Origin of the sequence: Pseudoalteromonas mucoides (genome assembly GCF_049257175.1) — a bacterium.
Classification (GTDB): Bacteria; Pseudomonadota; Gammaproteobacteria; order Enterobacterales; family Alteromonadaceae; genus Pseudoalteromonas.
On record NZ_JBMMUC010000010.1, the window covers coordinates 86,747 to 109,588 of the forward strand.

Annotated in this window: 15 protein-coding genes and 1 pseudogene; 4 read left to right on the plus strand and 12 right to left on the minus strand. The window is 39.5% G+C overall.

The window, feature by feature from the left end:
• Window positions 1-54 precede the first annotated feature (54 nt).
• From rluF to AAEU30_RS12490, 11 genes and pseudogenes are all read right to left on the minus strand, one after another.
• Window positions 55-942, minus strand: coding sequence for a 23S rRNA pseudouridine(2604) synthase RluF (gene rluF / locus AAEU30_RS12440; protein WP_421960776.1), 888 nt, complete (start codon window positions 940-942; stop codon window positions 55-57).
• Window positions 943-1,003: 61 nt separating this feature from the next.
• Window positions 1,004-2,077 (minus strand): ABC transporter substrate-binding protein, encoded by a 1,074-nt coding sequence (locus AAEU30_RS12445; RefSeq protein ID WP_421960777.1) that lies wholly within the window; start codon window positions 2,075-2,077, stop codon window positions 1,004-1,006.
• A 46-nt stretch (window positions 2,078-2,123) separates the two neighbouring features.
• Window positions 2,124-3,203 (minus strand): DUF418 domain-containing protein, encoded by a 1,080-nt coding sequence (locus AAEU30_RS12450; RefSeq protein WP_421960778.1) that lies wholly within the window; start codon window positions 3,201-3,203, stop codon window positions 2,124-2,126.
• Window positions 3,204-3,213: 10 nt separating this feature from the next.
• Window positions 3,214-4,425: an EAL and HDOD domain-containing protein gene (locus AAEU30_RS12455; protein ID WP_421960779.1), complete on the minus strand. Its 1,212-nt coding sequence runs from the start codon at window positions 4,423-4,425 to the stop codon at window positions 3,214-3,216.
• A 130-nt stretch (window positions 4,426-4,555) separates the two neighbouring features.
• Window positions 4,556-6,097 (minus strand): glycogen synthase, encoded by a 1,542-nt coding sequence (locus tag AAEU30_RS12460; protein ID WP_421960780.1) that lies wholly within the window; start codon window positions 6,095-6,097, stop codon window positions 4,556-4,558.
• 21 nt (window positions 6,098-6,118) lie between these two features.
• Entirely contained in the window at window positions 6,119-7,420 is a 1,302-nt protein-coding gene (glgC, locus tag AAEU30_RS12465; RefSeq protein WP_421960781.1) for a glucose-1-phosphate adenylyltransferase, read from the minus strand.
• A gap of 14 nt (window positions 7,421-7,434) precedes the next feature.
• Complete coding sequence (locus AAEU30_RS12470; RefSeq protein WP_421960782.1) at window positions 7,435-9,945, minus strand: glycogen/starch/alpha-glucan phosphorylase; 2,511 nt, start codon at window positions 9,943-9,945, stop codon at window positions 7,435-7,437.
• Window positions 9,938-11,991: pseudogene (glgX, locus tag AAEU30_RS12475) on the minus strand (glycogen debranching protein GlgX). Before glgX ends, AAEU30_RS12470 begins: the two are co-directional and overlap by 8 nt.
• Complete coding sequence (gene glgB, locus AAEU30_RS12480) at window positions 11,975-14,197, minus strand: 1,4-alpha-glucan branching protein GlgB (protein ID WP_421960783.1); 2,223 nt, start codon at window positions 14,195-14,197, stop codon at window positions 11,975-11,977. The pseudogene glgX and the gene glgB overlap by 17 nt, the downstream one beginning before the upstream one ends.
• Window positions 14,197-16,179, minus strand: a complete 1,983-nt coding sequence (gene malQ / locus AAEU30_RS12485) for a 4-alpha-glucanotransferase (protein WP_421960784.1) — start codon at window positions 16,177-16,179, stop codon at window positions 14,197-14,199. Before malQ ends, glgB begins: the two co-directional genes overlap by 1 nt.
• Before the next feature lie 9 nt (window positions 16,180-16,188).
• On the minus strand, window positions 16,189-16,488 hold the full coding sequence (locus tag AAEU30_RS12490) for an isoamylase early set domain-containing protein (RefSeq protein WP_290210601.1): 300 nt from the start codon (window positions 16,486-16,488) through the stop codon (window positions 16,189-16,191).
• Window positions 16,489-16,962: 474 nt separating this feature from the next.
• Between AAEU30_RS12490 and AAEU30_RS12495 the strand changes: the two genes are divergently transcribed.
• Both AAEU30_RS12495 and AAEU30_RS12500 read left to right on the plus strand, forming a co-directional pair.
• A complete protein-coding gene (locus tag AAEU30_RS12495; protein WP_421960785.1) occupies window positions 16,963-18,891 on the plus strand; it encodes a putative bifunctional diguanylate cyclase/phosphodiesterase in 1,929 nt (642 codons plus the stop codon).
• Window positions 18,892-18,953: 62 nt separating this feature from the next.
• A complete protein-coding gene (locus AAEU30_RS12500; protein WP_421960786.1) occupies window positions 18,954-19,871 on the plus strand; it encodes a hypothetical protein in 918 nt (305 codons plus the stop codon).
• Between the two features lie 35 nt (window positions 19,872-19,906).
• On the opposite strand, the gene AAEU30_RS12505 is transcribed toward AAEU30_RS12500, so the two are convergent.
• Window positions 19,907-20,335: an Lrp/AsnC family transcriptional regulator gene (locus tag AAEU30_RS12505; protein WP_087531560.1), complete on the minus strand. Its 429-nt coding sequence runs from the start codon at window positions 20,333-20,335 to the stop codon at window positions 19,907-19,909.
• Window positions 20,336-20,529: 194 nt separating this feature from the next.
• Here AAEU30_RS12505 and AAEU30_RS12510 point away from each other — a divergent pair, with 194 nt between their 5' ends.
• Window positions 20,530-21,735, plus strand: a complete 1,206-nt coding sequence (locus AAEU30_RS12510; protein WP_421960787.1) for an aspartate aminotransferase family protein — start codon at window positions 20,530-20,532, stop codon at window positions 21,733-21,735.
• Between the two features lie 51 nt (window positions 21,736-21,786).
• Window positions 21,787-22,821: an arginine N-succinyltransferase gene (gene astA / locus AAEU30_RS12515; protein WP_421960831.1), complete on the plus strand. Its 1,035-nt coding sequence runs from the start codon at window positions 21,787-21,789 to the stop codon at window positions 22,819-22,821.
• Window positions 22,822-22,842: the final 21 nt, after the last annotated feature.

The window sequence follows — 22,842 nt, forward strand, 5'->3', positions numbered from 1 at the left end:
TCACATTACTTGGCCTTGTTCAAAGCTTATCTAACCTGAACTCTAGTTACCGAGTTACTTTTTTAAACTCAGTGTACCTGTTCTGCGTTTTGCAGTTGCACGAGGTTTATTAAAAGACTTATTGGCGCTAGACGGCTGTTGTGACTTTGCTTTTTCAACATGTTTTTGAAAGTCGCGTTTTTTAACTTCGGCTGTGCCCTGTTTGTTTTGATCTACTGAGCGTTCTTCTGTTTTACCAGAATCCGCAATTGAATCATTAATTAACGCCATTTCATGTTCAGTTAAATGACGCCATTGGCCTACCTTTAATCCTTTTAGCGTCACATTCATAATACGCGTACGTTTTAGCGTGACCACCTCATAGCCTAGGTATTCACACATTCTACGTATTTGACGATTCAGGCCTTGGGTCAAAATAATGGTGAACTCTTTAGCGCCTGTTTGAGTCACTTTACATTTTTTTGTGACTGTATCCAGAATGGGGATACCACCACCCATCTTATTAACAAACTGACGGTTAAGGGGTTTATCAACAGTCACTACGTATTCTTTTTCATGATTATTACCAGCACGAAGGATTTTATTAACGATATCACCTTCGTTGGTTAAAAAGATAAGTCCTTCAGAGGGGCGATCAAGACGACCTATAGGGAAAATTCGGTCAGGGTAGTTAACCGCTTTGACAATATTACTTTGAATTTTTCGCTCAGTAGTACAGGTAATACCCACCGGTTTGTTGTAGGCAATGTACGCGCGTTTAGGCACTTTTTTAAGTGGTTTACCGTCAACTAATACATCGTCAGTGACCGCAACTTTTACACCCATTTCAGGGCGTTTACCATTGACAGTTACACGACCATCTTCAATATACTTATCAGCTTCACGTCGAGAACAAAAACCAGTGTCACTTATAAATTTATTTAATCGTTTTAAATCTGTCATGGTCAATTCGTCTTAATTTTAAAGGCCCGTATTGTAAACCAGCGTTAAATTTTTTGCGCGGTTAATTTGCATTTTGTAGGGTATCTTTAGTTAGTTGGGCAACGTCAAATCGATACTTACTTTGTTTAGTATCCAAAAGTGATAGTTGCTTGAAGTCTAGAAAAGACCAATCAGTAATATCAATTAAATAATCATACTGATTAATGTTATCTTGCGTGATGACTGCTAAATCTATTTCTATTTTAGTATTATTTTGCCAAAACGAATGCCCATTATGATAATCCACCAAGGTAGTTAGCGCCCAGCCACCCATTAAATAATGCCCACCAACACTGGCTGTCAATTTTTTTTGTTTTATCAGTAATAAACTATCGCTTAGCCAATCAAATCCACCAATTAGAAAAGGCTGCTTTTTATCTTTAATTGCAGTGTAAGCGCCTAAGGCCATCAAATCAGACGCTGTCCAAATAACATTCATGTTGGGGTATCTTTGGATTAATTTTTCAGTTTTGGTCATGGCTTCTAACTTTGACCAACTAGCGTAAACTGTTTGATTTAATTCTAAATTATGTTGAGTTAAATATTCGATTAGCCCTGCACTACGGCGATCAGACTCTGAGCCATAATGACCATTGATAGCCACTACTTGAGGGGTAAAATTTTGCTCTTTAGCTTTTGTTATTAATGCTTCGGCTAATTGCTTACCCGCGTTAAAATTATCGTGATAAATTTCACCTAGCCAGTTTTTATAAATTTGTTGTGGCTGACCTATCGCTTCTCTTTCTTGTGCGACAATTGTTTGCTCTAAAGTGATAAATTTAACGCCAAAACCTTCAAGTAGTTTCATAGATTGCTCAGCGCCACCGGGGTAGTTTAGCAGCACAACATAGTCAGGTGTTGCTCGGTATTTTAAATATTTTTTAAGCTCTGCCAATTGGATGTAACGATTCCCTTCGCCATAAATAACATCAAGGTTTACATGTTGCTGCGCTGCTGAAACTTCCATGATTTTTTGTACTTTAGTCCAAAAAGGTTCCCCTTCAACAGACGGGTTCACAAATAAAACAGATATGGCCCCAACTGCACCAGTATTAAAGCTAAAAAACAATACCAAAATAACAAATAATTGTTTCATTATATGACCTAAAAAATATGCTTAGTCTTAGCATAGCCGAGAAAGGTTAACTTGACAGTTTTCGCCATAATACTTCAAGTGGCCCATATCTAAAAAAGAGGTTATGCAGCTGACAAAGCAAAAATTGTAAAATTGCTATAAAGGTTACAAGTAAGAAGTAATCGATACGATTAAATATTAAAACCCAACTTGGGTAGAGCACTTTGAACAAAAGCAACAGGATAAGGGTTTGCATAATATAAACTGAGAGTGCTAGACGCCCCATGCATTGAAAGCTTGTATAGAATAAACGTCCCTGAGACCATTTTTTAGCGACTACATGGATAAATAACAAAGCAACAAATAGCGCAGCATACAAATTTACCGGTTCCCTTAATGCTACAGCTAGATGAGATGATTGATATTCTAAAATAACTCTTAGTGCTGTAAAAAATAACGCTGCAACAATAACATGTTTAACATATTGCTTGGGTATTCCTTTTACAAACAGTTCTTTTTTGTAAGCAAATATACCCACAAGCATTAAACTGGCACTCATCCATATAGTAATAAGCGGTACTGCAATAATCATGATGAAAAATGCTATAGTATTGGCGCTCATTAACGCCCCCATGCTCGCATAAGTGTTCTGATAGCTTTGGGTAAACTCTATATCAGCTCGGCTCAAAGGATGGCTAGGCTCGATTAACAACAATAAAAATGAGACTGCAGCTCCTATACTAAGAAACTGCACCGCCCTTTTTACAATAATCTCATCTTCTTGATTGAGGTATTTGCACGTCAACCAACCTGCACATGCATAAATAAATAGGATATCCCCTGCCCAGAATATAAAGCCATGGAACAAACCAAAATAAGCTAAGATTTTAAGACGTTTCTGAAGAATCTGTAAATTTTGATAACGCAGCCATTGAATGTATAAAGCTGCGCCAAACAATACAGAAAATAAACTACGGAATCGGCCATCTATAAAGATGAGACTAATACATTGTATAATGTGATCAGAGACTGGTGGGAACCTAGTCGGCACATAACCGTATTCAAAAAGCCCAAAGAAGTAGGCATTCATGTACATTAAGCCAAATACAGCTACGCCACGAATGACATCCATGTTGTTATTACGCATTATTTTGTCATTAATCGTATTTGTGAGTATTTGACCAGTCTAACGCATTTTCGTATAGCTTAGGTAACCCATCACTTGGAATATTAAGAAAAACAACTGCTTTTTCAAGCGCCCACCAGCTCCCAGTTTCGTAAGCTTTGACGGTTGCTAAAATATAATAAAGCATATTTTTTTCTGCCATCAAAGCCAATTTGATTGGTTCAGGAAACGGCAACTTTTCTAGCAGCTGCTCCATAGGCCTGTCTAGAATTGCATCTAGCAATGAAAATAACCCAGTTAAAAAAGCACTGTTAGACTGACTCGGCGCAACTTTTTTCGCTATAAGCTCACAGAATCGTGCCCTAATAATACACATTTTAACCAGTTCAGTTGGCTTTGATTGCGACACATGAGCGGTAATGATAAGGCTAACAAACTTACGAATATGATCTTGCCCCAAGTAAACCAATGCCTGCTTAATCGATTCTATTTCTTTTTGTACAGGGAAAACACCACTATTAATTAATCTTAATAACTTAAATGCCAAGGCTGTATCGAGCTGAAACAGCGCTGCTAAAGTATTTATATTTGGATGTTCTTTCATCGATTGAGCGTAAATAGATAGAGCGAGCGCATAGTTCATATCAATATCTTTTTGCTCGACGACGACAGGTTTTGCAAAGAAGTAGCCCTGAAAATAGTCAAACCCCATGAAATGAGCGAGTGCAAACTCTTCACTGGTCTCTATTTTTTCGGCTAATAATCGAATATTTTTATATTTTTTTAAATGCTTTATGACACAGCTAATTTCTTCGAGCGGCGTAATACGAATATCAAACTTGATTAATTTTACAAATTTGAGGAAACGGTCCCATCTCGGTTCATAAATAAAATCATCAAGTGCTAAGGTATATCGTTTATGGAACAACACACGGCATAATTGATAGTTTTCTTCTGTGGGTTCTATGGTTTCAAGTAGCTCTAAAACAACATCACTAGTTGGTAAAAACGTGCAGAGATCCATTTTTAATGAGTCAGGCCCTATGTTGATGAGAGCCTTTTTACCTGATGTTATATGGCGAGTGCCAAAATTAAGTTGATTCTCCATAATCAACTTTGCAGTCGCAACACTTTCATCAATATCAGGAAAGAAATTATCGTTACTATTACGAAACAACAATTCATACGCAACTACATGTTGGCGGCGATTGAATATTGCTTGACGCGCAACAAATACTTGCACCAGCGTGGCCCTTATTTACGACTTTTTAATATATAAGTAATAACTCACAAATAATAAAAAGTCATTATATTAGTTATTATTAGCCAAACATTATAACTATTTTATTCTAAAAAAATAGTTCTTTTAGTCATTATTGGTACAAATCTTTAATATACTTCTTTGCAACACTATGCCAAGTAAAGCGCGACTCAAGGGCTTTGTTCACTATGTTCTGCCATAATTGTGGATTATGGTGATGGGTTTCAAGCGTCTCGTTAAAGCAGTTTACCAGCTGATGACATTGAGATTGCAGGTTATCAGCAGTAAAACAAAAACCATTCTCTAAATGTTTTACAGTATCCTTTAAACCGCCCACTTGATGAACTAAACAGGGCTGGCCATCACGCATAGCTAACATCTGGCTTATTCCACACGGTTCAAATGAGCTTGGCATTAAGAATAAATCACCGAGCTGATACAGTAGTTCGCCTATTTTTTGTCCATACCCTTTTAAGTACAATAAATTACTGTTACGCGCCATAGCCTGCGTAAACGTTTGCTCAAGTAACTCATCACCTGAACCGAGAATAATCATTCTCCCTTGATAAGTTGCAAGTTGTGAGCAGAGTTTATCAATTACCATTTCTCCCTGATATGCTTGATGCAGGAGTAAAACTTTTTGTTCTGTTAAACGTCCCACGCTGGTGGTCAATGGGCCCTGATTTTCATTTTCAATGAACTGCAATAAACGCTGATGGGCTATGTAATAACCAGGCTCTAGTTGTTGATTTTTAGCCATCCACTTAAATAGATCAGCTTCAATCTCATTGTACAAATCAGCTAAAGATGCTTCATTCCTGTGATTTTTAGCAGCGTAATCACAGCCATTTAAAATACCCACCAACTTATTCCTCGCATGGGCATTTTGTAAATCTTGCTCTAGTCCTTCACCACCAAAAAAACCATTTTCGGGATCGCTTGGGCAAAGTACTTCATTTGCATAAGTGGGAGATACCAAATGTACTTTATCGGCAAGATTAATCGCACTGCGCATTGGGTTAAAACAATGTGGGTAACGTGGATCGCACAACACTTGCCCATCGTAACCAAGTGACGGATACCAGGCTTCTAAGCTAGATTCATCATCTTTAAAAGGCCGTATTCCTTGCAGTGCCAAATTATGCACGGTATAAACCAGTTTTGTATTTGCGTATTGCGTAAAACGGCCATCAAATTTTAGCAACACAGCCACACACGCACTATGCCAATCATGTAAATGAATCACATCTGGGACAGGTATTACACCCTGTAACAACCCCTCGCACACTGATGCACTAAACAAGGCAAACTTAATTGCATCTGTGGCAAAAGGACGTCCAGGTGCATCATTACAATACACCTGCCCGTTACCTTGACTAAAATAATGATGAGACAACACAATTTGCCTAACAGGTTGATCATCTATTTTAAGTTGCCATACATCAACATGATGGATTTGGCCTGCAAAAGGAACACTTAACTGCCCCAAATGAATACGCTCTAACGTGTCAAAACCATAATCAGGTATCACTACGTCAATCTTAAGCCCTTCTTTACAAAGCGCCTTTGGGCAATCACGTATTACATCTGCAACACCGCCAACCTTGGCATTTGGGAGTGCGTCATTTTCGGCCGCAACCATCAGTACATGCATTATTATTTTACTTCCTACTACTTAAGCTAATTGTTTGTTTTCGCGCTCTTGGCGATCAATTTTTTTTGCGAGTTCTGTTAACATGTCTCGTGTTACTAAAACAATACCCTTCTTGGAAACCCTAAACCCATTTTCTTCATCGGCCTTTTTATCAAAGCCAATTTCTACGCCTGCTGGGATTTCACAGCCTCGGTCAATGATGGCACGGCGAATTCGGCAATTTCGCTGAATAATCGCGCCCGGTAAAATAACCGACTCCTCAATTTCACAGTATGAACGAATATGCACATTAGAAAATAGTAACGACTTACGTACGATAGAGCCAGAGATAATACACCCGCCAGATACTGTTGAATCTACTGCCATGCCACGCCTATCATCATTATCAAAAATGAATTTAGCCGGTGGTAGCTGCTCCTGGTAAGTCCAAATTGGCCAAGTTGGATCATATAAATCTAGCTGTGGCTCTGGCATTACCAGCTCCATATTCGCTTCCCAAAATGAGTCAAGTGTACCCACATCTCGCCAATAAGGCTGACCTTCATGGCCTGGATCTCTAAATGGGAAAGCAAATACATTATGCTCTTCGATAATGGCTGGAATGATATCATGACCAAAATCACGGCCAGAACCTTCGTTTTCAGCATCTTTTTTAAGTTGTTCAAACAAAAAATCGGTATTAAAAACATAGTTGCCCATAGAGGCTAAACAAGTGCCTGGCTTACCTGGAATTGAGCTCGGTGTTGCTGGCTTTTCATCAAAGCGTTTTACTCGTTTTTCTTCATCAACAGTCATAACACCAAATGTGTCAGCGGCTTCTTCACAGTCAACTTCAATACAGCATACGGTCATATCAGCGCCTGTTTCAACATGTTTTGCAAGCAAAGCACCGTAATCCATTCGATATACATGATCCCCTGACAAAATCATTACATACTTAGGTAGCTCATGACGAATAATATCCATATTTTGAAACACCGCATCTGCTGTTCCACAGTACCATTCATCGCCATAACGTTGAGATGCAGGTAAAATTTCTACCGATTCACCCAATTCTTTTTTAAAGTGGCCCCAGGCACGATTAACATGGCGTATTAAAGAGTGAGACTTATACTGTGTTGCGATACCAACTCGACGAATACCAGAGTTAATACAGTTTGACAGTGGAAAGTCGATAATTCGATGTTTCCCCCCAAAATACACCGCAGGCTTAGCTCGCCAGTTTGTTAATTCATGTAGCCGAGAGCCACGCCCTCCAGCCAGAATTAACGCGTAGGTTTCTCTTGTTAAACTACTTATGTAGCGATTTGCATAACTTGGCATAATTTATCTCCGTATTAATCTGTGCTGTTGGTTGTCGTGTTTGGTTTAAGCGGTGTTAAATGCCAAATATCTTCACTGTATTGGCTTATCGTTCTATCACTTGAAAACACACCACTGGCAGCCGTATTTAAAATACTCATTTGCGTCCAGTGCTGTTGATTAAGGTAGGCACTTTCAACATCCCGTTGCGCACTGACATAGCTTTCAAAATCATGTGCGACTAACCAAGGATCTTGTGGACTTTTAATGGCACCAATGATGTCGTCGAATAATCCTGGTTCAAATAAATTGAAGTGTCCGCTTTCAAGTAGTTGCATCACATTGCATAAATCAGGTGTTGAATGAATAATATGTAAAGGGTTATAACTTTGTTTAATTGATTCTATTTGCTCTGCTTTAGCGCCAAACAAGAAGAAGTTATCTGCACCGACAGCATCACGAATTTCGATATTTGCGCCATCTAACGTCCCTATCGTCAATGCCCCATTCATCATAAACTTCATGTTGCCGGTACCAGATGCTTCTTTACCAGCAGTTGATATTTGCTCTGATAAGTCTGTTGCTGGGCATATCGTTTCCATTGCTGTTACGTTGTAGTTAGGTAAAAAAGCAACACGTAAATAGGGTTTAGCAAGCGGGTCTTTATTAATGACCTGGGCAACATTATTTATAAGCTTAATGATGCGTTTTGCCATGTAATAACCAGGCGCGGCTTTGCCACCAAGCAGCACACAACGTGGGACTAAGCTTTCAGTGTCACCTCGACGAATACGGTCATACAAGTGAATCACGTGTAATACATTGAGTAGCTGGCGCTTATATTCATGAATGCGTTTTACTTGCACATCAAACAACATACTTGTATCAAATTGCACATCACAACGCTGTTTGACCAAGTCAACTAACCGTTGTTTGTTTTCTAATTTGACTGCTTGCCACTGTTGATGAAACGTCGCATCATCAAAATAGCGACGTAGCTGGCTTATCTGAGAAAATTCCCCCACCCAGCTCTCGCCAATTTTGTCACTGATCAATTGGGTCAATTTAGGATTACAGTGAGCCAACCAGCGCCGTGGTGTCACGCCATTAGTTTTGTTATTAAATTTCTCAGGCCATAATTCATAAAACGTTTTGAACAAACCTTCTTTGAGTAACTCCGTATGAAGTGCTGCAACACCATTGACTGAAAAGCTGCCGACAATGGCTAAATAAGCCATTCTTACTTGCGGCTCTGCACCTTCTTCAATCAGTGACAATGCTTGTTGCTTTGCTACATCTCCAGGCCATGCTTGTGCAACTAGGGCTAGAAAACGCGCATTGATTTCATAGATAATTTCAAGAATACGAGGTAATAAACGTGCAAATAGTGACACTGACCACTTTTCAAGAGCTTCAGGTAGTAACGTATGATTGGTGTAAGCCATGGTTTTGGTGGTAATTTGCCATGCTTCGTCCCAATCGAGTTCATGTTCGTCAATTAATAACCGCATTAATTCTGCAACAGCAATACTAGGGTGTGTATCGTTTAATTGGAACACATGATAATCAGCGAAATCACTAAACGATTCACCATGTTGTGATACCCAAGTTGCGATTGTATCTTGCAAGCTGGCAGAAGAGAGAAAGTATTGTTGACGAAGTCGCAGCTCTTTACCATTTTCACTACTGTCATTAGGATACAGCACCATGGTAATTTGTTCGGCAAGGTTTTTATGCGCTACTGCTTCGGTGTAACTACCGGCATTAAATTCACTTAAATCAAATTCATCGGTGGCTTCTGACTTCCAAAGTCTTAATGTATTTACAATGTCATTTTTATAACCTGGTACTGGTACATCGTAAGGCACTGCTAATACATCATGACTATTTAACCATTGCCTGTGCTCACGCCCATGTTTATCAATATAACTTTCAACATGACCAAAAAATTTCACACGTTGAGATTGCTCAGGAGCACTTAGCTCCCATGGGTGGCCCTCGCGTAGCCAATTATCAGGTTGTTCTATTTGATGACCATTTTCAATTGATTGATTAAACATGCCGTATTCATAGCGAATACCATAACCGATAACCGGTAATGCTAAACTTGCACAGCTATCTAAAAAACACGCGGCTAAGCGGCCGAGGCCACCATTACCTAACCCTGCATCATGCTCTGCTTGCGCGACATCTTCAATATTGGTGCAATATTGCTGAAGCGCTTGACTGACTTGTCCATCTAAATCAAGGTTCAAAATTGCATTGCCCATAGCCCTACCCATCAAAAACTCTAATGAAATGTAGGCCGTTTTGCGTTTTTTCTCGCTGTGCATTTGTTGTTTAGTTGCTCTGCACCGTGCCACTAAACGATCACGAATGGTCAAGGCTAGCGCGTTATATAAGTAAAGTTGTGATTTCCCGACTTTGTCACGCCCAAGGGTATAATAAAAATGCCGAGATAAATCATCTTCCAACGTACTTTCATCAATCAAAGGAGCATCTTGCCATCCTTTTGCAATACACATTTGTTCACCATTATTAGCCATGACATTCGCCTTCTAAATTAGCTGAAAAACCCAACTGCTCTGCGCAGTAACGTTAAGTTGTTTAGTACTTTTTACTGTAATTTTCTCGACACTTGACACTTCTAGTTGCCAACTCCCTTGCTCTACCTTTGGCAGTGAACATTCAACGACTACATCACTTGCATTTAAAATAATCAGCAACGTAGTCTCAAGCTGTCTATCATGCAGGCTATACATCAAAAACTGCTTACTGCCATCGTGCCAATCGCTTTCTTGCATGGTTTCACCATGCTCAGTAAACCAATTCACAGCAAAGCGCTTATCTGAATCATGTAAAAATACACTGTGTTTAAATACGCAATGTTTTTTACGCAACGTAAGTACATCATCAATAAACCGAGTTAACGGATGACGCCGTTGCGAGTCCTTCCACGCCAACCAGCTTGTCCTATTATTTTGGCAATACGCATTATTATTGCCTCCTTGTGAATGCGCCATTTCGCTGCCCGAAGCAAGCATAGGTACACCTTTGGATAACAATAACGTGAGCAACATATTTTTTTGTTGCTGCAATCGCAGTGCAGTAATTTCGGGATCATCGCTAAAACCCTCAACGCCGCAGTTAAACGAATAATTTGCACTGTGCCCATCACGATTGTGTTCACCGTTCGCCTCATTATGTTTTTCTTTATAACTGACCGAATCTGCAAGCGTGAATCCATCATGGCTGGTAATAAAATTAATACTATTTAATGGTCCGCGTAAGTTATGTTCAAACAAATCAAACGAGCCATGTAAACGTTTAGCAAGCTCAGGTAACATATTATGCTCACCGCACCAAAAGCGCCTTACAACATCTCTATATTTATCATTCCACTCTCGCCACGGCGCTGGAAAAGCCCCTAATTGATACCCACCAGGGCCAATGTCCCAAGGCTCAGCAATCAATTTTACCTGACTTAATACTGGGTCCTGATTAATAGCTTGAATAAAGCTATGAGCTTGAGTAAAACCATGTGCTGTACGCCCTAAGATAGTGGCTAAGTCAAACCTAAAACCATCAACGCCCATTATCTCAACCCAATATCGCAAACTATCAAGTACCATTTTTAAGCTGTACGAGTCGTCAATATTCAGCGTATTACCGCAGCCGGTATCATTTATGTACACTTGAGGATTATCGTGTAATGAACGGTAATAACCTGGGTTATTTAAACCCCGCCACGATAATAAAGGTCCATCAGTGCCTGCCTCAGCAGTGTGGTTATAAACAACATCTAAGATAACTTCGATCTGGGCTTTATGTAATTGCGAAACCATTTCTTGAAACTCAGCTATTTCATCATTAACTAAGTAATCTTTATGCGGGGTAAAGAAGTTTAAGGTGTTATAACCCCAATAGTTTTGTAGGCCTTTACCCGTTAAAAACTGCTCACTAATAAAGGTATGTACAGGTAAAAGCTCTAATGTGGTAATGCCTAAATCACGTAAATGTTCTATAAATACAGCATGACTCAAGCCCAAGTATTTACCTTGTAAATGCGCCGGAATATCGGGATGTCGTGCAGTCGCCCCTTTAACGTGACATTCGTAAATAATAGTTTTGCCCCAACTATGCTGTGGTTTAGAGCCCGTATAAGGCTGCAGTTCGCTGACCCTAGACTTTGGCATATCAATCGCATTATTCACAGAGCTGAGTGTACCTATGGGCATTTGACTATAATGGCGCTCACTCCAGGTAAATTCACCAAATAAGTCTTTTGCATAAGGGTCTATCAATAGTTTTTGACTATTGAAATACAGCCCTTGCTTTGGCTGATACTCTCCCTCAGCACGATACCCGTAAAGCGTTCCTGCTGGTAAAGGGGTAATAAATAAGCTCCAAATCCCCCCTTCATTATTGTTCATTGCAAGTTTAAGCACTTCTGTATGGCCACTTGAATCAAATAAACATACATAAAGTTGTTTTGCTAAAGGGGCATAAACCGCAAAGTTAATGCCATTGCTGTTTATTGATGCACCTAAAGGCGACGTTTTACCTTGGTTTAATTCAATTGATAGACTCATTAGAGACCTTTTTAAGGTAGACAGTAGCAAGTGGAGGTAATGACAATAAAATGCTGTGGTTATGACCATGACTAGGCTGTGCTTGAGCACTCAACAATGAATTACTTACCTCAAACCCTGAACCAAAATAGTGTTGTTCATCGGTGTTTAAAATCACCTCAAAATCCCCTTTTGATGGCACCCCTATTCGATACTGTTGATAGCTGTTTGGCGTTAAATTACAAATCACAATGACATAATCACTGGTGTTTTTTGCGTATCGGACAAAACTGAAAATACTTTGTTGTGCGTTTTGGCTATCAATCCAACTAAAACCTATTGAGTCATTATCAAGTTCGTACAATGCAGGAATTGATGTGTAAATTTGATTCAGATTTTGCACCACTTTTTGCATCCCTTCATGACTAAGATGCTCAAGTAAATGCCAGTCAAGGGATTTATCATGGCTCCACTCGCTACGTTGAGCAAACTCGCCCCCCATGAAAAGTAACTTTTTGCCAGGATGTGCCCACATAAATGCATAATAAGCACGTAAATTCGCAAATTTTTGCCAATCATCGCCAGGCATTTTCTCAATGAGAGAACCCTTACCATGGACAACTTCGTCATGACTTAATGGTAAAATATAGTTTTCACTATAGGCATAAACCATTGAGAAGGTCATTTCATGATGATGATGTTGACGATATAAGGGATCACGGTGCATATAATGCAAGCTGTCATTCATCCAACCCATGTTCCACTTATAGCCAAACCCTAACCCATCATGGTCAACTTGGCGTGTGACACCTGGCCAAGCCGTGGACTCTTCAGCAACCATAATAATGCCAGGGTTATTCGCATAACTGCGCAGGTTTACCTGCTTTAAACATTCAATTGCACCCAAATTCTCGCGGCCACCATAGCAGTTAGGTACCCATTGACCTTCTTCGCGGCTATAATCTAGATATAGCATCGATGCAACGGCATCAACTCGTAGCCCGTCAATTGCAAATTCTTCGAGCCAAAACATCGCATTCGCAATTAAAAAACTGCGTACTTCAGGCCTATCATAATTATAAATATAGGTGTTCCAATCTGGGTGAAAACCTTGCCTAGCATCAGCATGCTCATATAAATGGGTGCCATCAAAGCAATGTAGTCCGTGAGGATCACTTGGAAAATGACCAGGTACCCAATCAATTAATAGCCCAATGTTTGCTTTATGACACTGCTCAACAAAATACCTAAAGTCTTCTACCCCGCCAAAACGACTCGTTGGAGCAAATAACCCAACAGGCTGATAACCCCAAGAGCCGTCAAACGGGTATTCACTGATCGGCATAAGTTGTATATGGGTAAACCCTTGCTGCAAAACATAGGTTATTAACTTATCGGCTAACTCATGATAATTAAGGTAGTTATTTTCGTTTTTTCGCTGCCATGAACCTAAATGAACTTCATAAATGCTCACGGGGGCATCAATCGCATTACGTTTTATCCGTTGCTGGCGCATTGTTTCTGTTAACTTTATGGCGCTATTTCTGTGTTGTAGTACCGAGGCTGTGCCTGGTGCTTGCTGCATTTTAAACGCAAACGGATCTGCTTTTTCAACAACACCGCCACTGATTGTGGTAATTGCATATTTATAACACTGCCCTTCTTTTAACTCAGGAATAAATATATCCCATACACCACAACTTGGATTAAAACGCATAAAATGCTGATTTTTCTGCCAATGGTTAAACTCACCAATTACAGAGACACTACTGGCATTCGGAGCCCAAACACTAAAACGCACACCCGCGACACCAGCTGAAGTGATAAAGTGTGCACCTAAATGACGATACGCGTGCTCAAGGGTACCCTCGTTAAATAAATACATAGCATCGTGATCCAATAAACTTGGAAAACAATAGCTATCGTGTGCCTCTATTTGACAATCAGGGTAATCAACTACAAAAGTGTAGGCATCTTCAGCTGTGGCCGATACCTGGGCAATATATAAGTCAGAATCGCGGTAACGCACACACTGTATAAGCTGTTCGTTGAGCTTAATAGCGACCTTACTTGCACCTGGCAAGTAGCTTCGAATTTCAAGCCTTCCTACTCCAGCACTATGAGGTCCTAAAAAACTAAATGGATCTTTAAAGCAGCCTTTTTCTAGTGCGCTCACCTGTTCATCATACTGGTTAGTTATTAAATTCGTTTGAACAGAACTGTTCATTAACACGTCCTTATTAGATTAATTTCATTCAGCAAAGCAGCATGTTGAGTAAGAATATCGGCAGATGAATGGTTAAGTACACGACGCCAGTTAGGATACTCTTTATCTGTGCCAGGAATGTTAACCGGCAAAATTTGCTCATCAAGGTCATCTAATTGAATTGCGAAAAGTTGCGCGGGGGAATGCGCTAAACTAATAGTTAGCGCCGAGTATACTTCTTTTGCGCTACTATCGACTGAGTACCCTATATGCCCGCTTTGTTCTAAAAACCTTAACATTCGCTGCTTTTCGATATCTCTTTGCATGCAACTTGTACTGTATTGCTCGTCACCTATTAACTTGTAATCACGTTTTAAACACAAGTCTTGTGCTTGCCACCAACCAAAAAAAGGGGGGACATCGTGATTAGCAATCATCAGTAAGCAGTGCCGAGAAAAAGCCTGCGCGGGTAGAAATTCGCTGTGTTGATCTTTTTCAAAATAAAATAAGCTATTAGAAAAAATAGCCTTATCTGCCAAGGCAGTTTTTACTTCTGGTGGCACCACGCCTAAATCTTCGCCTATAACGATACATTCGTTTAGATGCGACTCAATAGTTAGAATAGACAATAAGTGTTCAAACGGATAGTACACATAACAGCCATCTTGTTGGCCTTGGTTTTCAAAGCACCACCAAAGCCGCCTAATAGCCATAACATGATCAATGCGTAAACCACCTACATCTTCCATATTTGCACGTATTAGAGCGCGATAAAAAGCAAACTTGTTATCTCCCATTTTTATGGGGTTTAAAGCCGGCAGTCCCCAATTTTGGCCTTGTTCAGCCCACGGATCGGGCGGTGCGCCAACATAAGCGGACTCCGTGAATAAATGCTGTTGTGTCATATGCTCAGTACCGTCACTGGCACAACCAACGGCCAAATCATTGATAAGGCCGATAGACATACCGTTTTTTCTCGCACTTTGCTGACATTGATTTAACTGTAAATGTGCCTGCCATTGTAAATAACATGCAAACTCATAATTTTCGTTTTTCAAAGTAGCTAAAGTAGTTTGGTGTTGTGCGCAAAAGTGCTGAAACTGCGCTAAGCGCTCATCGGTTGCGCTGGTGATAAACTGCTGAAAAAGAAAGTTGTACAGGGTATATTTGAATTCACTCACCTGAGCATAATCTATGTACTGTGATGCCGACTCTGGCGGTTTATGCTCATTTATATAGCTAATTAAAGCGGTGTTACTCTGGCTGTCTTCACATAGGCCAATCGAAATATAAAGCGGATTTAATAAAGCGCGATTATTAGGACTATAAGGACTCGCTCGTTCTGGTTCATCTGCAAATAATAAGTGCAGTGGATTTAGCAAAATATAATCGAGTTTCAATTTTGCAGCCTGAGTTACCAAATCAAGTAAGTCAGCAAAGTCGCCGACACCTAAGCCTGCATTATTTTTTAAACTATATAGTTGAATAGATAACCCAGTACGCTTTGCATCGGATATCTGAAAACTCTGCTCAGGCGTAACCCAAAGCTCAGTATTCGCTTGCTGTGAAGCCACTTGAACACTTACGTCATGGTAACCAATAGGTAGCTTCGGTAAAGCAATTTCAAACTCGAGATAGGTAATATCGTTAAAGCCGTAGTCACCTGTGCAAGGTAACTCATTGAACCCTATTTCAATAGTAGGCACATTAATTGATTCAAATTCAATTAGGCATGTTTGGTCTTGTAAACGTTGATCAATTCTAATTTTTAATGATGGCTGTTCAGCATCGACAATGCTACAACTAGGCACAAGCTGCAGCCATTTAGCCGCATCTAATGCTATATTCAAGTGTGCTATCTGGCTACTATCAGCGGGGTCGACACCACACGCCCTTAATGCAGCACAGCGGGTATCTTGCCCAAAAAGTATTTGCTCACCAGTATATTTAGTGTATTCATAGCCAATACCGTGCAGATAAAACAACTGCGAAAGTGACTCCATTACACCACCTTATGCGCGTTGCGTATTAACGATACTATTCTCTGTGCCGAAATTGTTAGCTATATAGCCATCAGCTTGGTGATCATTATCCCAGATGCTGCCATTGACTAAGTATCTAAAATGAAATTGCTGATCATTAGGTAAGCGTTGTTTAATCTTAAAACACTGTTGTTTTTTATTAAACTTCATGGCAACAGGTTGCCAATCAGTAAATTCAGCGACAAGTTGTACATCTTCTGCCTCTGGGTGGCTGAATTCAAACGTTACTTCTGCTTCATCTTTGGTTTTAAAAAATCGTTTACTTAACATAGCGGGCTCCAACTAAACTCAAGGTTTATTTATCTGTGCACCGTGCTTTGTTCAACTGCTCAACATCTGCCGGGGTGTATAGTATTAGTTAACCAGATTAATATTTATGCATTATGACAGTGCAATAAAAATAATTGCGCACTAAAACTGTGCAAAAAATAGTAAATCGGCTTTCTTTCATGATGAATGAAACAAGATCTGCAAGAACTAAACCAGTGTTTAGTTATTAAACAAAACCGAGTTTACAAAGTAGATAAAACTTTGCCATTGGTAAAGTGAAATAAACTAATGCGAAAAGATATAAAATCTCAATCAACACAGTAGATTATCTACTCGAATTTATATTCGTACCTTTTCTAGTCATGAAGCTACTGAAACATTTGTCTCTTTTACTCACACGCTATATACTAAAAAAAAGTACCACCCCCATAAGCAAGTATTAATAATAAATTGGGGTCACAATGGCTTAATGGAATGACTAAAATTTTTCGTACTCTCAGTATTGCCGTAATAATCCTCATTGTTTTTTGTTATGGGTTAAATATTTTATTAACAAAACAGATTAATAATATTAATCCACAACAATCGAGCATTGCTTTGCGAACATTTGCAGTTACCGATACCCAGCTTACTTTGCCTCCTTGGTACAATCCGATTTTAAGTGGGCATCACGTAATTTCCAGCAACGATGGCGACTTTCTTTTAGTTAAAATAACAGATACTGAATTTGTCACCGCTAAATCTTCAGCTTTACTAACAGCCACCTTACTTTCCCCTGCCAATATCATCATTTTAATCTTAATGGGACTCTGGATTACTTGGTATTTAGGGAACTTAAAGCGACTTAAACAGCAGAATACGAACATCGAGCAACTAAACTTACAAACAGATAAATTATTATCATCTTTCAATATTCAGCTTTCTTCGCTTGAAGTAACTAATTCTGTTGCTCGTTTAACCCAAGCTCTAGCCGCCTTAAACACCCATATTTCAACCTATGCTAGAGAAACACAAACCAGTATAAGCCAAGATAAACTTACCCAACTTATCGATCGCCATGCCTATATTGAGCATTTAGATAGACAACTAAACAATGCTGAGATTGAAAAAATACACTGTGCTCTGCTATTTATTGATTTAGATGGCTTCAAACAAGTAAATGACTCATTTGGTCATAGCTTTGGCGATGAAGTACTAATTCAAGTTGCCGAGCGTTTAGCTAATGTATTACGTAATCATAACCTTAACGACGTGAACCCTACGAGTATGTTGGAGCAAAACCTTGCTCGTTTGGGTGGTGATGAATTTTCTATATTTATAAATAATATTGATTCTGACACTAAGACTTTGGATGTAGCACAAAGCGTATTAAACGAGATTGAACGCGATTTTGTATTAGGTAATAAGCTTATAAAAATTAGTGCTAGTGTTGGTATTGCAGTTTATCCAGAAAGCGCATCAAGCCCTCATGCTTTGTTGCAAATGGCCGATGTTGCAATGTACCGTGCAAAAACAGACGGTCGTGGCATTTTCAAGGTCTACTCCCCTGAAATGGGCAATAAAATGCGCCGCTATCATTACTTACTTGAAGAGTTGCGTTTAGCCATTGCATGTCAAAACTTCCACCTTTCGTTTCAGCCGATTGTTCATGTTGAGGACTGTGCCATTGATTACTTTGAAGCCCTAGTTCGCTGGGATCACCCCGTTGAAGGGCTCATTTCTCCGGTCGAATTTATTCCAATTGCTGAAGAGTCCAATTTAATTTTAGAGCTCGGTGATTGGATTATGCTTGAATCTTGCCGACAAATGTCCGCATGGCACAATGCAGGTATGCGTAAAGTAAAGATTTCTGTCAATGTATCAGGTATTCAACTAAAACACCGTCCAATCTTTGACTGGGTTATGGCAAAGCTTACGAAAACGGGGCTTCCGGCTACAGCTTTGATGCTTGAGATAACTGAGTCAACACTTATTACGGCCAGCGACAGTATTATTAATGAACTTGAAAAACTACGTAAAGAAGGGGTAACAATTGCCATTGATGACTTTGGTACAGGTTTTAGTTCGTTAAGTACCCTGGCCGATTTACCTATAGATGTCATTAAAATAGATAGACTCTTTATTGCCCAAGCCAATGAGAATCCTAAGTATAATCAAATACTCGACTCAATTAGTGAACTCGGAGCAAAACTCGGCCTGAAAATAGTAGCAGAAGGTGTAGAACAATTAGAGCAATTTGAATTAGTTAAAAGAATGGGCATAAGTAGCGTACAAGGCTACCTTGTTAGCCGTCCGCAATCATCAGTGAATGTTGGCTGTAAAGTATTGCAAGGAAACGTTAATCACATTGCAGCAACAGGTACAGGCGTCTGGCAATTAGAAAGTGACGCAAAAGAGCTCTAACATAGTAATTAAACACAAAATACAGCATAATAGTCAAAAATTAATATCTCCTTCAATCGTTTATGCTTAAAAAAAGCTTTTATGTCACATTAATCATTTTTATCATTGGTGCAAGCGCCGTAATAGGCACTTCTATTTATACTCTTTATAGTAAAAAGAAAGTCTCTGTTGATCCGCGCTTAAAAGAAATTTCTGGTATTGAGTTCGATAAATCCATGCAACTTTGGGCTATAAACGATGGCGGGGATGACGCTAAACTTTACCGCCTAGCTGATGATGGCTCCATTTCTAAAGAAGTACTTGTTACCAATGCCAAAAATATTGACTGGGAAGATATGACTCAAAATGATTTTGGTCATTTCTTTTTAGGTGATTTTGGTAATAATAAACAAGAGCGAAAGTGGCTAACAATCTATAAAATAGAAAACCCTATTGATATAAAAGGCAATACGACTCAAGCTGAAATTATTAAATTCACTTACCCCGAGCTCGACGATAAGCCTGTAGCCCCAGATAAACGAAATTTTGATTTAGAAGCATTTGTTTCTTTTGGTCGACATTTATATTTATTTACTAAAAACAGAACCAAACCCTTTGATGGCATCACCAATGTTTATAAAGTGGGAGACCACGCTGCAAATTTTGATGCCCAATTAATTGATTCATTTCAAACCTGTACTACCATGGAAAAGCTTTGCTGGATCACATCAGCAGCCTTGAGCCCTGATCGTAAAAAGCTGGTGCTACTTGATTCTACCAGCATTTGGCTTTTTGAAAACTTTGAAGGCGACAAGTTTTTCTCTGGTGACGTGTCATTAATAGATTTAGGTATTGTTACACAAAAAGAAGCTATTACCTTTTATGACGAAAACACGCTAATTTTTACCGATGAAGAGTTCAAAGGCATTGGTGGTAATGCATATGTAGTGAAGCTTGATGAAGTAGAAAAAAAAGTTATTCGCTCAGCTCCAACACAATAACAGCATCACTACTATTATTTAACTCATTACATCAATTAACGATTAAACTTAGTTTCTAAAATAACCGATGATGTAGTTCTTTCGACGCCGTCTAGATTACCTATATCATCCAGTAAATGGCTTAGCTTTTCCAAGTTCTGAGCTTGTACAACGGCTATTAAGTCAAACTCACCACTAATGGCGTACAATTGAGAAATAGCGTCAATTTGCTTAAGTTCTAAGTTTGTTTTTGTGGTGAGCTTTTGTTTAACTTTAATAGACACATGCGCTGCAACCATGGCATTTAAATACGCCTCACCGTAATCAACACTGTAACCTTTTATGACTCCTGTTTCCTCAAGCTTCAGCATTCTACTTTGAACTGTTGAACGCGATAAATTCAATGCCCTGGCTAAGTCTGAAATACTAGCTCTGGCGTTAGTGCGTAAAATAGCGAGTAACTTCTCATCTTGCTTACTAATCATTTTGATAACTCAATTCATCAATATGACTTTTATTATAATCATTTTACACAATTTAGCACTGCAAATTTAACTAACGAAACTAGATAATAGGGTTATAAAAATAACCTAGCCCTTAGGGCAATATTAATTTGGTTGCAAATAAACAATAAAATAGTTTAGCAATCAATATCTTTTTTCAATTTAAGGTGCGTCAAATGCAAGTAACAAGAGATTTATTCAACGATGTTATGGTCCCTAACTATAATCCATCTGAAGTTATCCCCGTTCGTGGAGAAGGCTCTCGAGTGTGGGATCAAAATGATAAAGAGTTTATTGATTTTGCCGGTGGTATTGCCGTTAACTGTTTAGGCCATTGCCACCCTGCACTTGTAAATGCTTTAAAAGAGCAAGGTGAGAAGATTTGGCACTTATCAAATGTTATGACCAATGAGCCAGCACTGCGCTTAGCTAAAAAAATCACTGACGCTACATTTGCAGACAAAGTTTACTTTGCTAACTCTGGCGCAGAAGCCAACGAAGCTGCGCTAAAACTTGCTCGTCGTTTTGCATTAGATGTACATGGCGAAGACAAAACCCAAATAATCGCATTTAATAAAGGCTTTCATGGCCGTACATTCTTTACAGTCACTGTAGGTGGACAAGCAGCCTATTCAGATGGTTTTGGCCCTAAACCTGCCGCTATTGATCACTGTGACTACAATGACCTTGCAGCATTTGAAAAACTAATTAGTGATAAAACCTGTGCCGTTATGATGGAACCACTGCAAGGTGAAGGGGGGATTATTTCGCCCTCTGCTGAGTTTATAAAAGGTGTTCGCGCATTGTGTGACAAACATAATGCACTGCTTATTTTTGATGAAGTACAAACAGGTGTAGGCCGCACAGGTTCTCTCTATGCATATCAAGACTTAGCTGTAACACCTGATATTTTAACTACAGCTAAAGCACTTGGCGGCGGTTTCCCTATCGGTGCAATGATCACTACAACAGATATCGCTGCGCATTTAAAAGTAGGTACTCATGGCTCAACTTACGGCGGAAACCCACTAGCGTGTGCAGTGGCCGAAGCTGCCTTTGACACAGTTAATACTGAACACGTGCTTGCAGGCGTAAAAGAACGTGAACAATTATTCCGTGCTGGATTTGCTGCTATCAATGAAAAATATGATGTGTTTAGTGAAGTGCGTGGTAAAGGTCTACTATTAGGTGCAGTTCTCAATGCACAATTTGAAGGTCGCGCACGAGACTTTTTAGTTGCCAGTATCGAACAAGGTTTAATGAGCTTAGTAGCCGGCACTAATGTGATTCGTTTTACACCATCTTTAGTCATCCCACTTGAAGACATAAAAGAAGGTTTAGCGCGTTTTGAAAAAGCGGTTGCGGCTGTTGTAAAAGGTTAATCTATTTTAGCGCCCTAGTGAAATGCTGGGGCGCTAATGGAGCAAGAAAGAATGCAAGTATTACGTCCTATAACGGCCAACGATTTTGATGCACTTAAACAGATTGCGATTGAGTCTGGTCATGGGTTTACATCACTCCCTGTAGACGATCAACTTTTACAAGAAAAAATTGCGCGTGCTGAAAGTAGCTTTTCTAAAGATATTAATCAGCCCCACGATGAGAGCTACCTTTTCGTACTCGAAGACAGTGAAACGGGCGATGTTGTTGGTACAACCGCAATAGAAGCTGCGGTTGGGCTGAACGTCCCTTTGTATCATTACCACCTAGGCAAAACCGTTCATCACTCACGTACTCTCAACGTTTATAATACAGTTGATATACTCAGCATGTGTAACGACTACACAGGTTGTTCTGAAATCTGTACCTTATTTTTACGTGAAGCTAGCAGACAAGGCCTCGTCGGGCGATTTTTGTCCCGCTCTCGCTTTTTATTTATGGCACAACACAGTGAACGCTTTGCCGATACCATTATTGCCGAAATGCGTGGGGTAAGTGATGAAGATGGTCACTCACCTTTTTGGCAATGGTTAGAAGAGCATTTCTTTAGCATTGAATTTCCTCAAGCTGATCACCTTGTCGGTTTAGGTGATAAGGTGTTTATTAGTGAATTAATGCCCAAATACCCTATTTATGCCAATTTACTTAGTAAAAAAGCACAAGCAGTAATCGGCAAAGTACACGAAAAAACAAAGCCCGCACTTAAACTTCTTGAAAAAGAAGGTTTTGAGCACCGCGGCTATGTAGACTTATTTGATGCAGGACCCACCGTAGAAGCCAAGCTAGGTAACATTCGCAGCGTACGAGAGTCACTTGTATGCCCAATATCAATTGGAGAGCTTGATTACGTAGATGAGCAAAGTTCTGATACTTTAGCGATTTGTAATCAAGGGGTGAGCGACTTCAGAGCGACCTTCACCAAACATGCCCATTATAATCATGCCAAGCATACCTTAATTATAAGCCAAGACGTTGCTCAAGCACTTAAATTAAAACAAGGGGATGCAGCGCGATTTTTCCGCCTGTAACCGCAGTAGGACTATTATGAG

Excerpts from the sequence above, each read along its gene's own strand:
- rluF (WP_421960776.1), bottom strand. The coding sequence starts at position 942 with ATGACAGATTTAAAACGATTAAATAAATTTATAAGTGACACTGGTTTT.
- AAEU30_RS12445 (WP_421960777.1), bottom strand. The coding sequence starts at position 2,077 with ATGAAACAATTATTTGTTATTTTGGTATTGTTTTTTAGCTTTAATACT.
- AAEU30_RS12450 (WP_421960778.1), bottom strand. The coding sequence starts at position 3,203 with ATGCGTAATAACAACATGGATGTCATTCGTGGCGTAGCTGTATTTGGC.
- AAEU30_RS12460 (WP_421960780.1), bottom strand. The coding sequence starts at position 6,097 with ATGCATGTACTGATGGTTGCGGCCGAAAATGACGCACTCCCAAATGCC.
- glgC (WP_421960781.1), bottom strand. The coding sequence starts at position 7,420 with ATGCCAAGTTATGCAAATCGCTACATAAGTAGTTTAACAAGAGAAACC.
- AAEU30_RS12470 (WP_421960782.1), bottom strand. The coding sequence starts at position 9,945 with ATGGCTAATAATGGTGAACAAATGTGTATTGCAAAAGGATGGCAAGAT.
- glgB (WP_421960783.1), bottom strand. The coding sequence starts at position 14,197 with ATGAACAGTTCTGTTCAAACGAATTTAATAACTAACCAGTATGATGAA.
- malQ (WP_421960784.1), bottom strand. The coding sequence starts at position 16,179 with ATGGAGTCACTTTCGCAGTTGTTTTATCTGCACGGTATTGGCTATGAA.
- AAEU30_RS12490 (WP_290210601.1), bottom strand. The coding sequence starts at position 16,488 with ATGTTAAGTAAACGATTTTTTAAAACCAAAGATGAAGCAGAAGTAACG.
- AAEU30_RS12495 (WP_421960785.1), top strand. The coding sequence starts at position 16,963 with ATGACTAAAATTTTTCGTACTCTCAGTATTGCCGTAATAATCCTCATT.
- AAEU30_RS12500 (WP_421960786.1), top strand. The coding sequence starts at position 18,954 with ATGCTTAAAAAAAGCTTTTATGTCACATTAATCATTTTTATCATTGGT.
- AAEU30_RS12505 (WP_087531560.1), bottom strand. The coding sequence starts at position 20,335 with ATGATTAGTAAGCAAGATGAGAAGTTACTCGCTATTTTACGCACTAAC.
- AAEU30_RS12510 (WP_421960787.1), top strand. The coding sequence starts at position 20,530 with ATGCAAGTAACAAGAGATTTATTCAACGATGTTATGGTCCCTAACTAT.
- astA (WP_421960831.1), top strand. The coding sequence starts at position 21,787 with ATGCAAGTATTACGTCCTATAACGGCCAACGATTTTGATGCACTTAAA.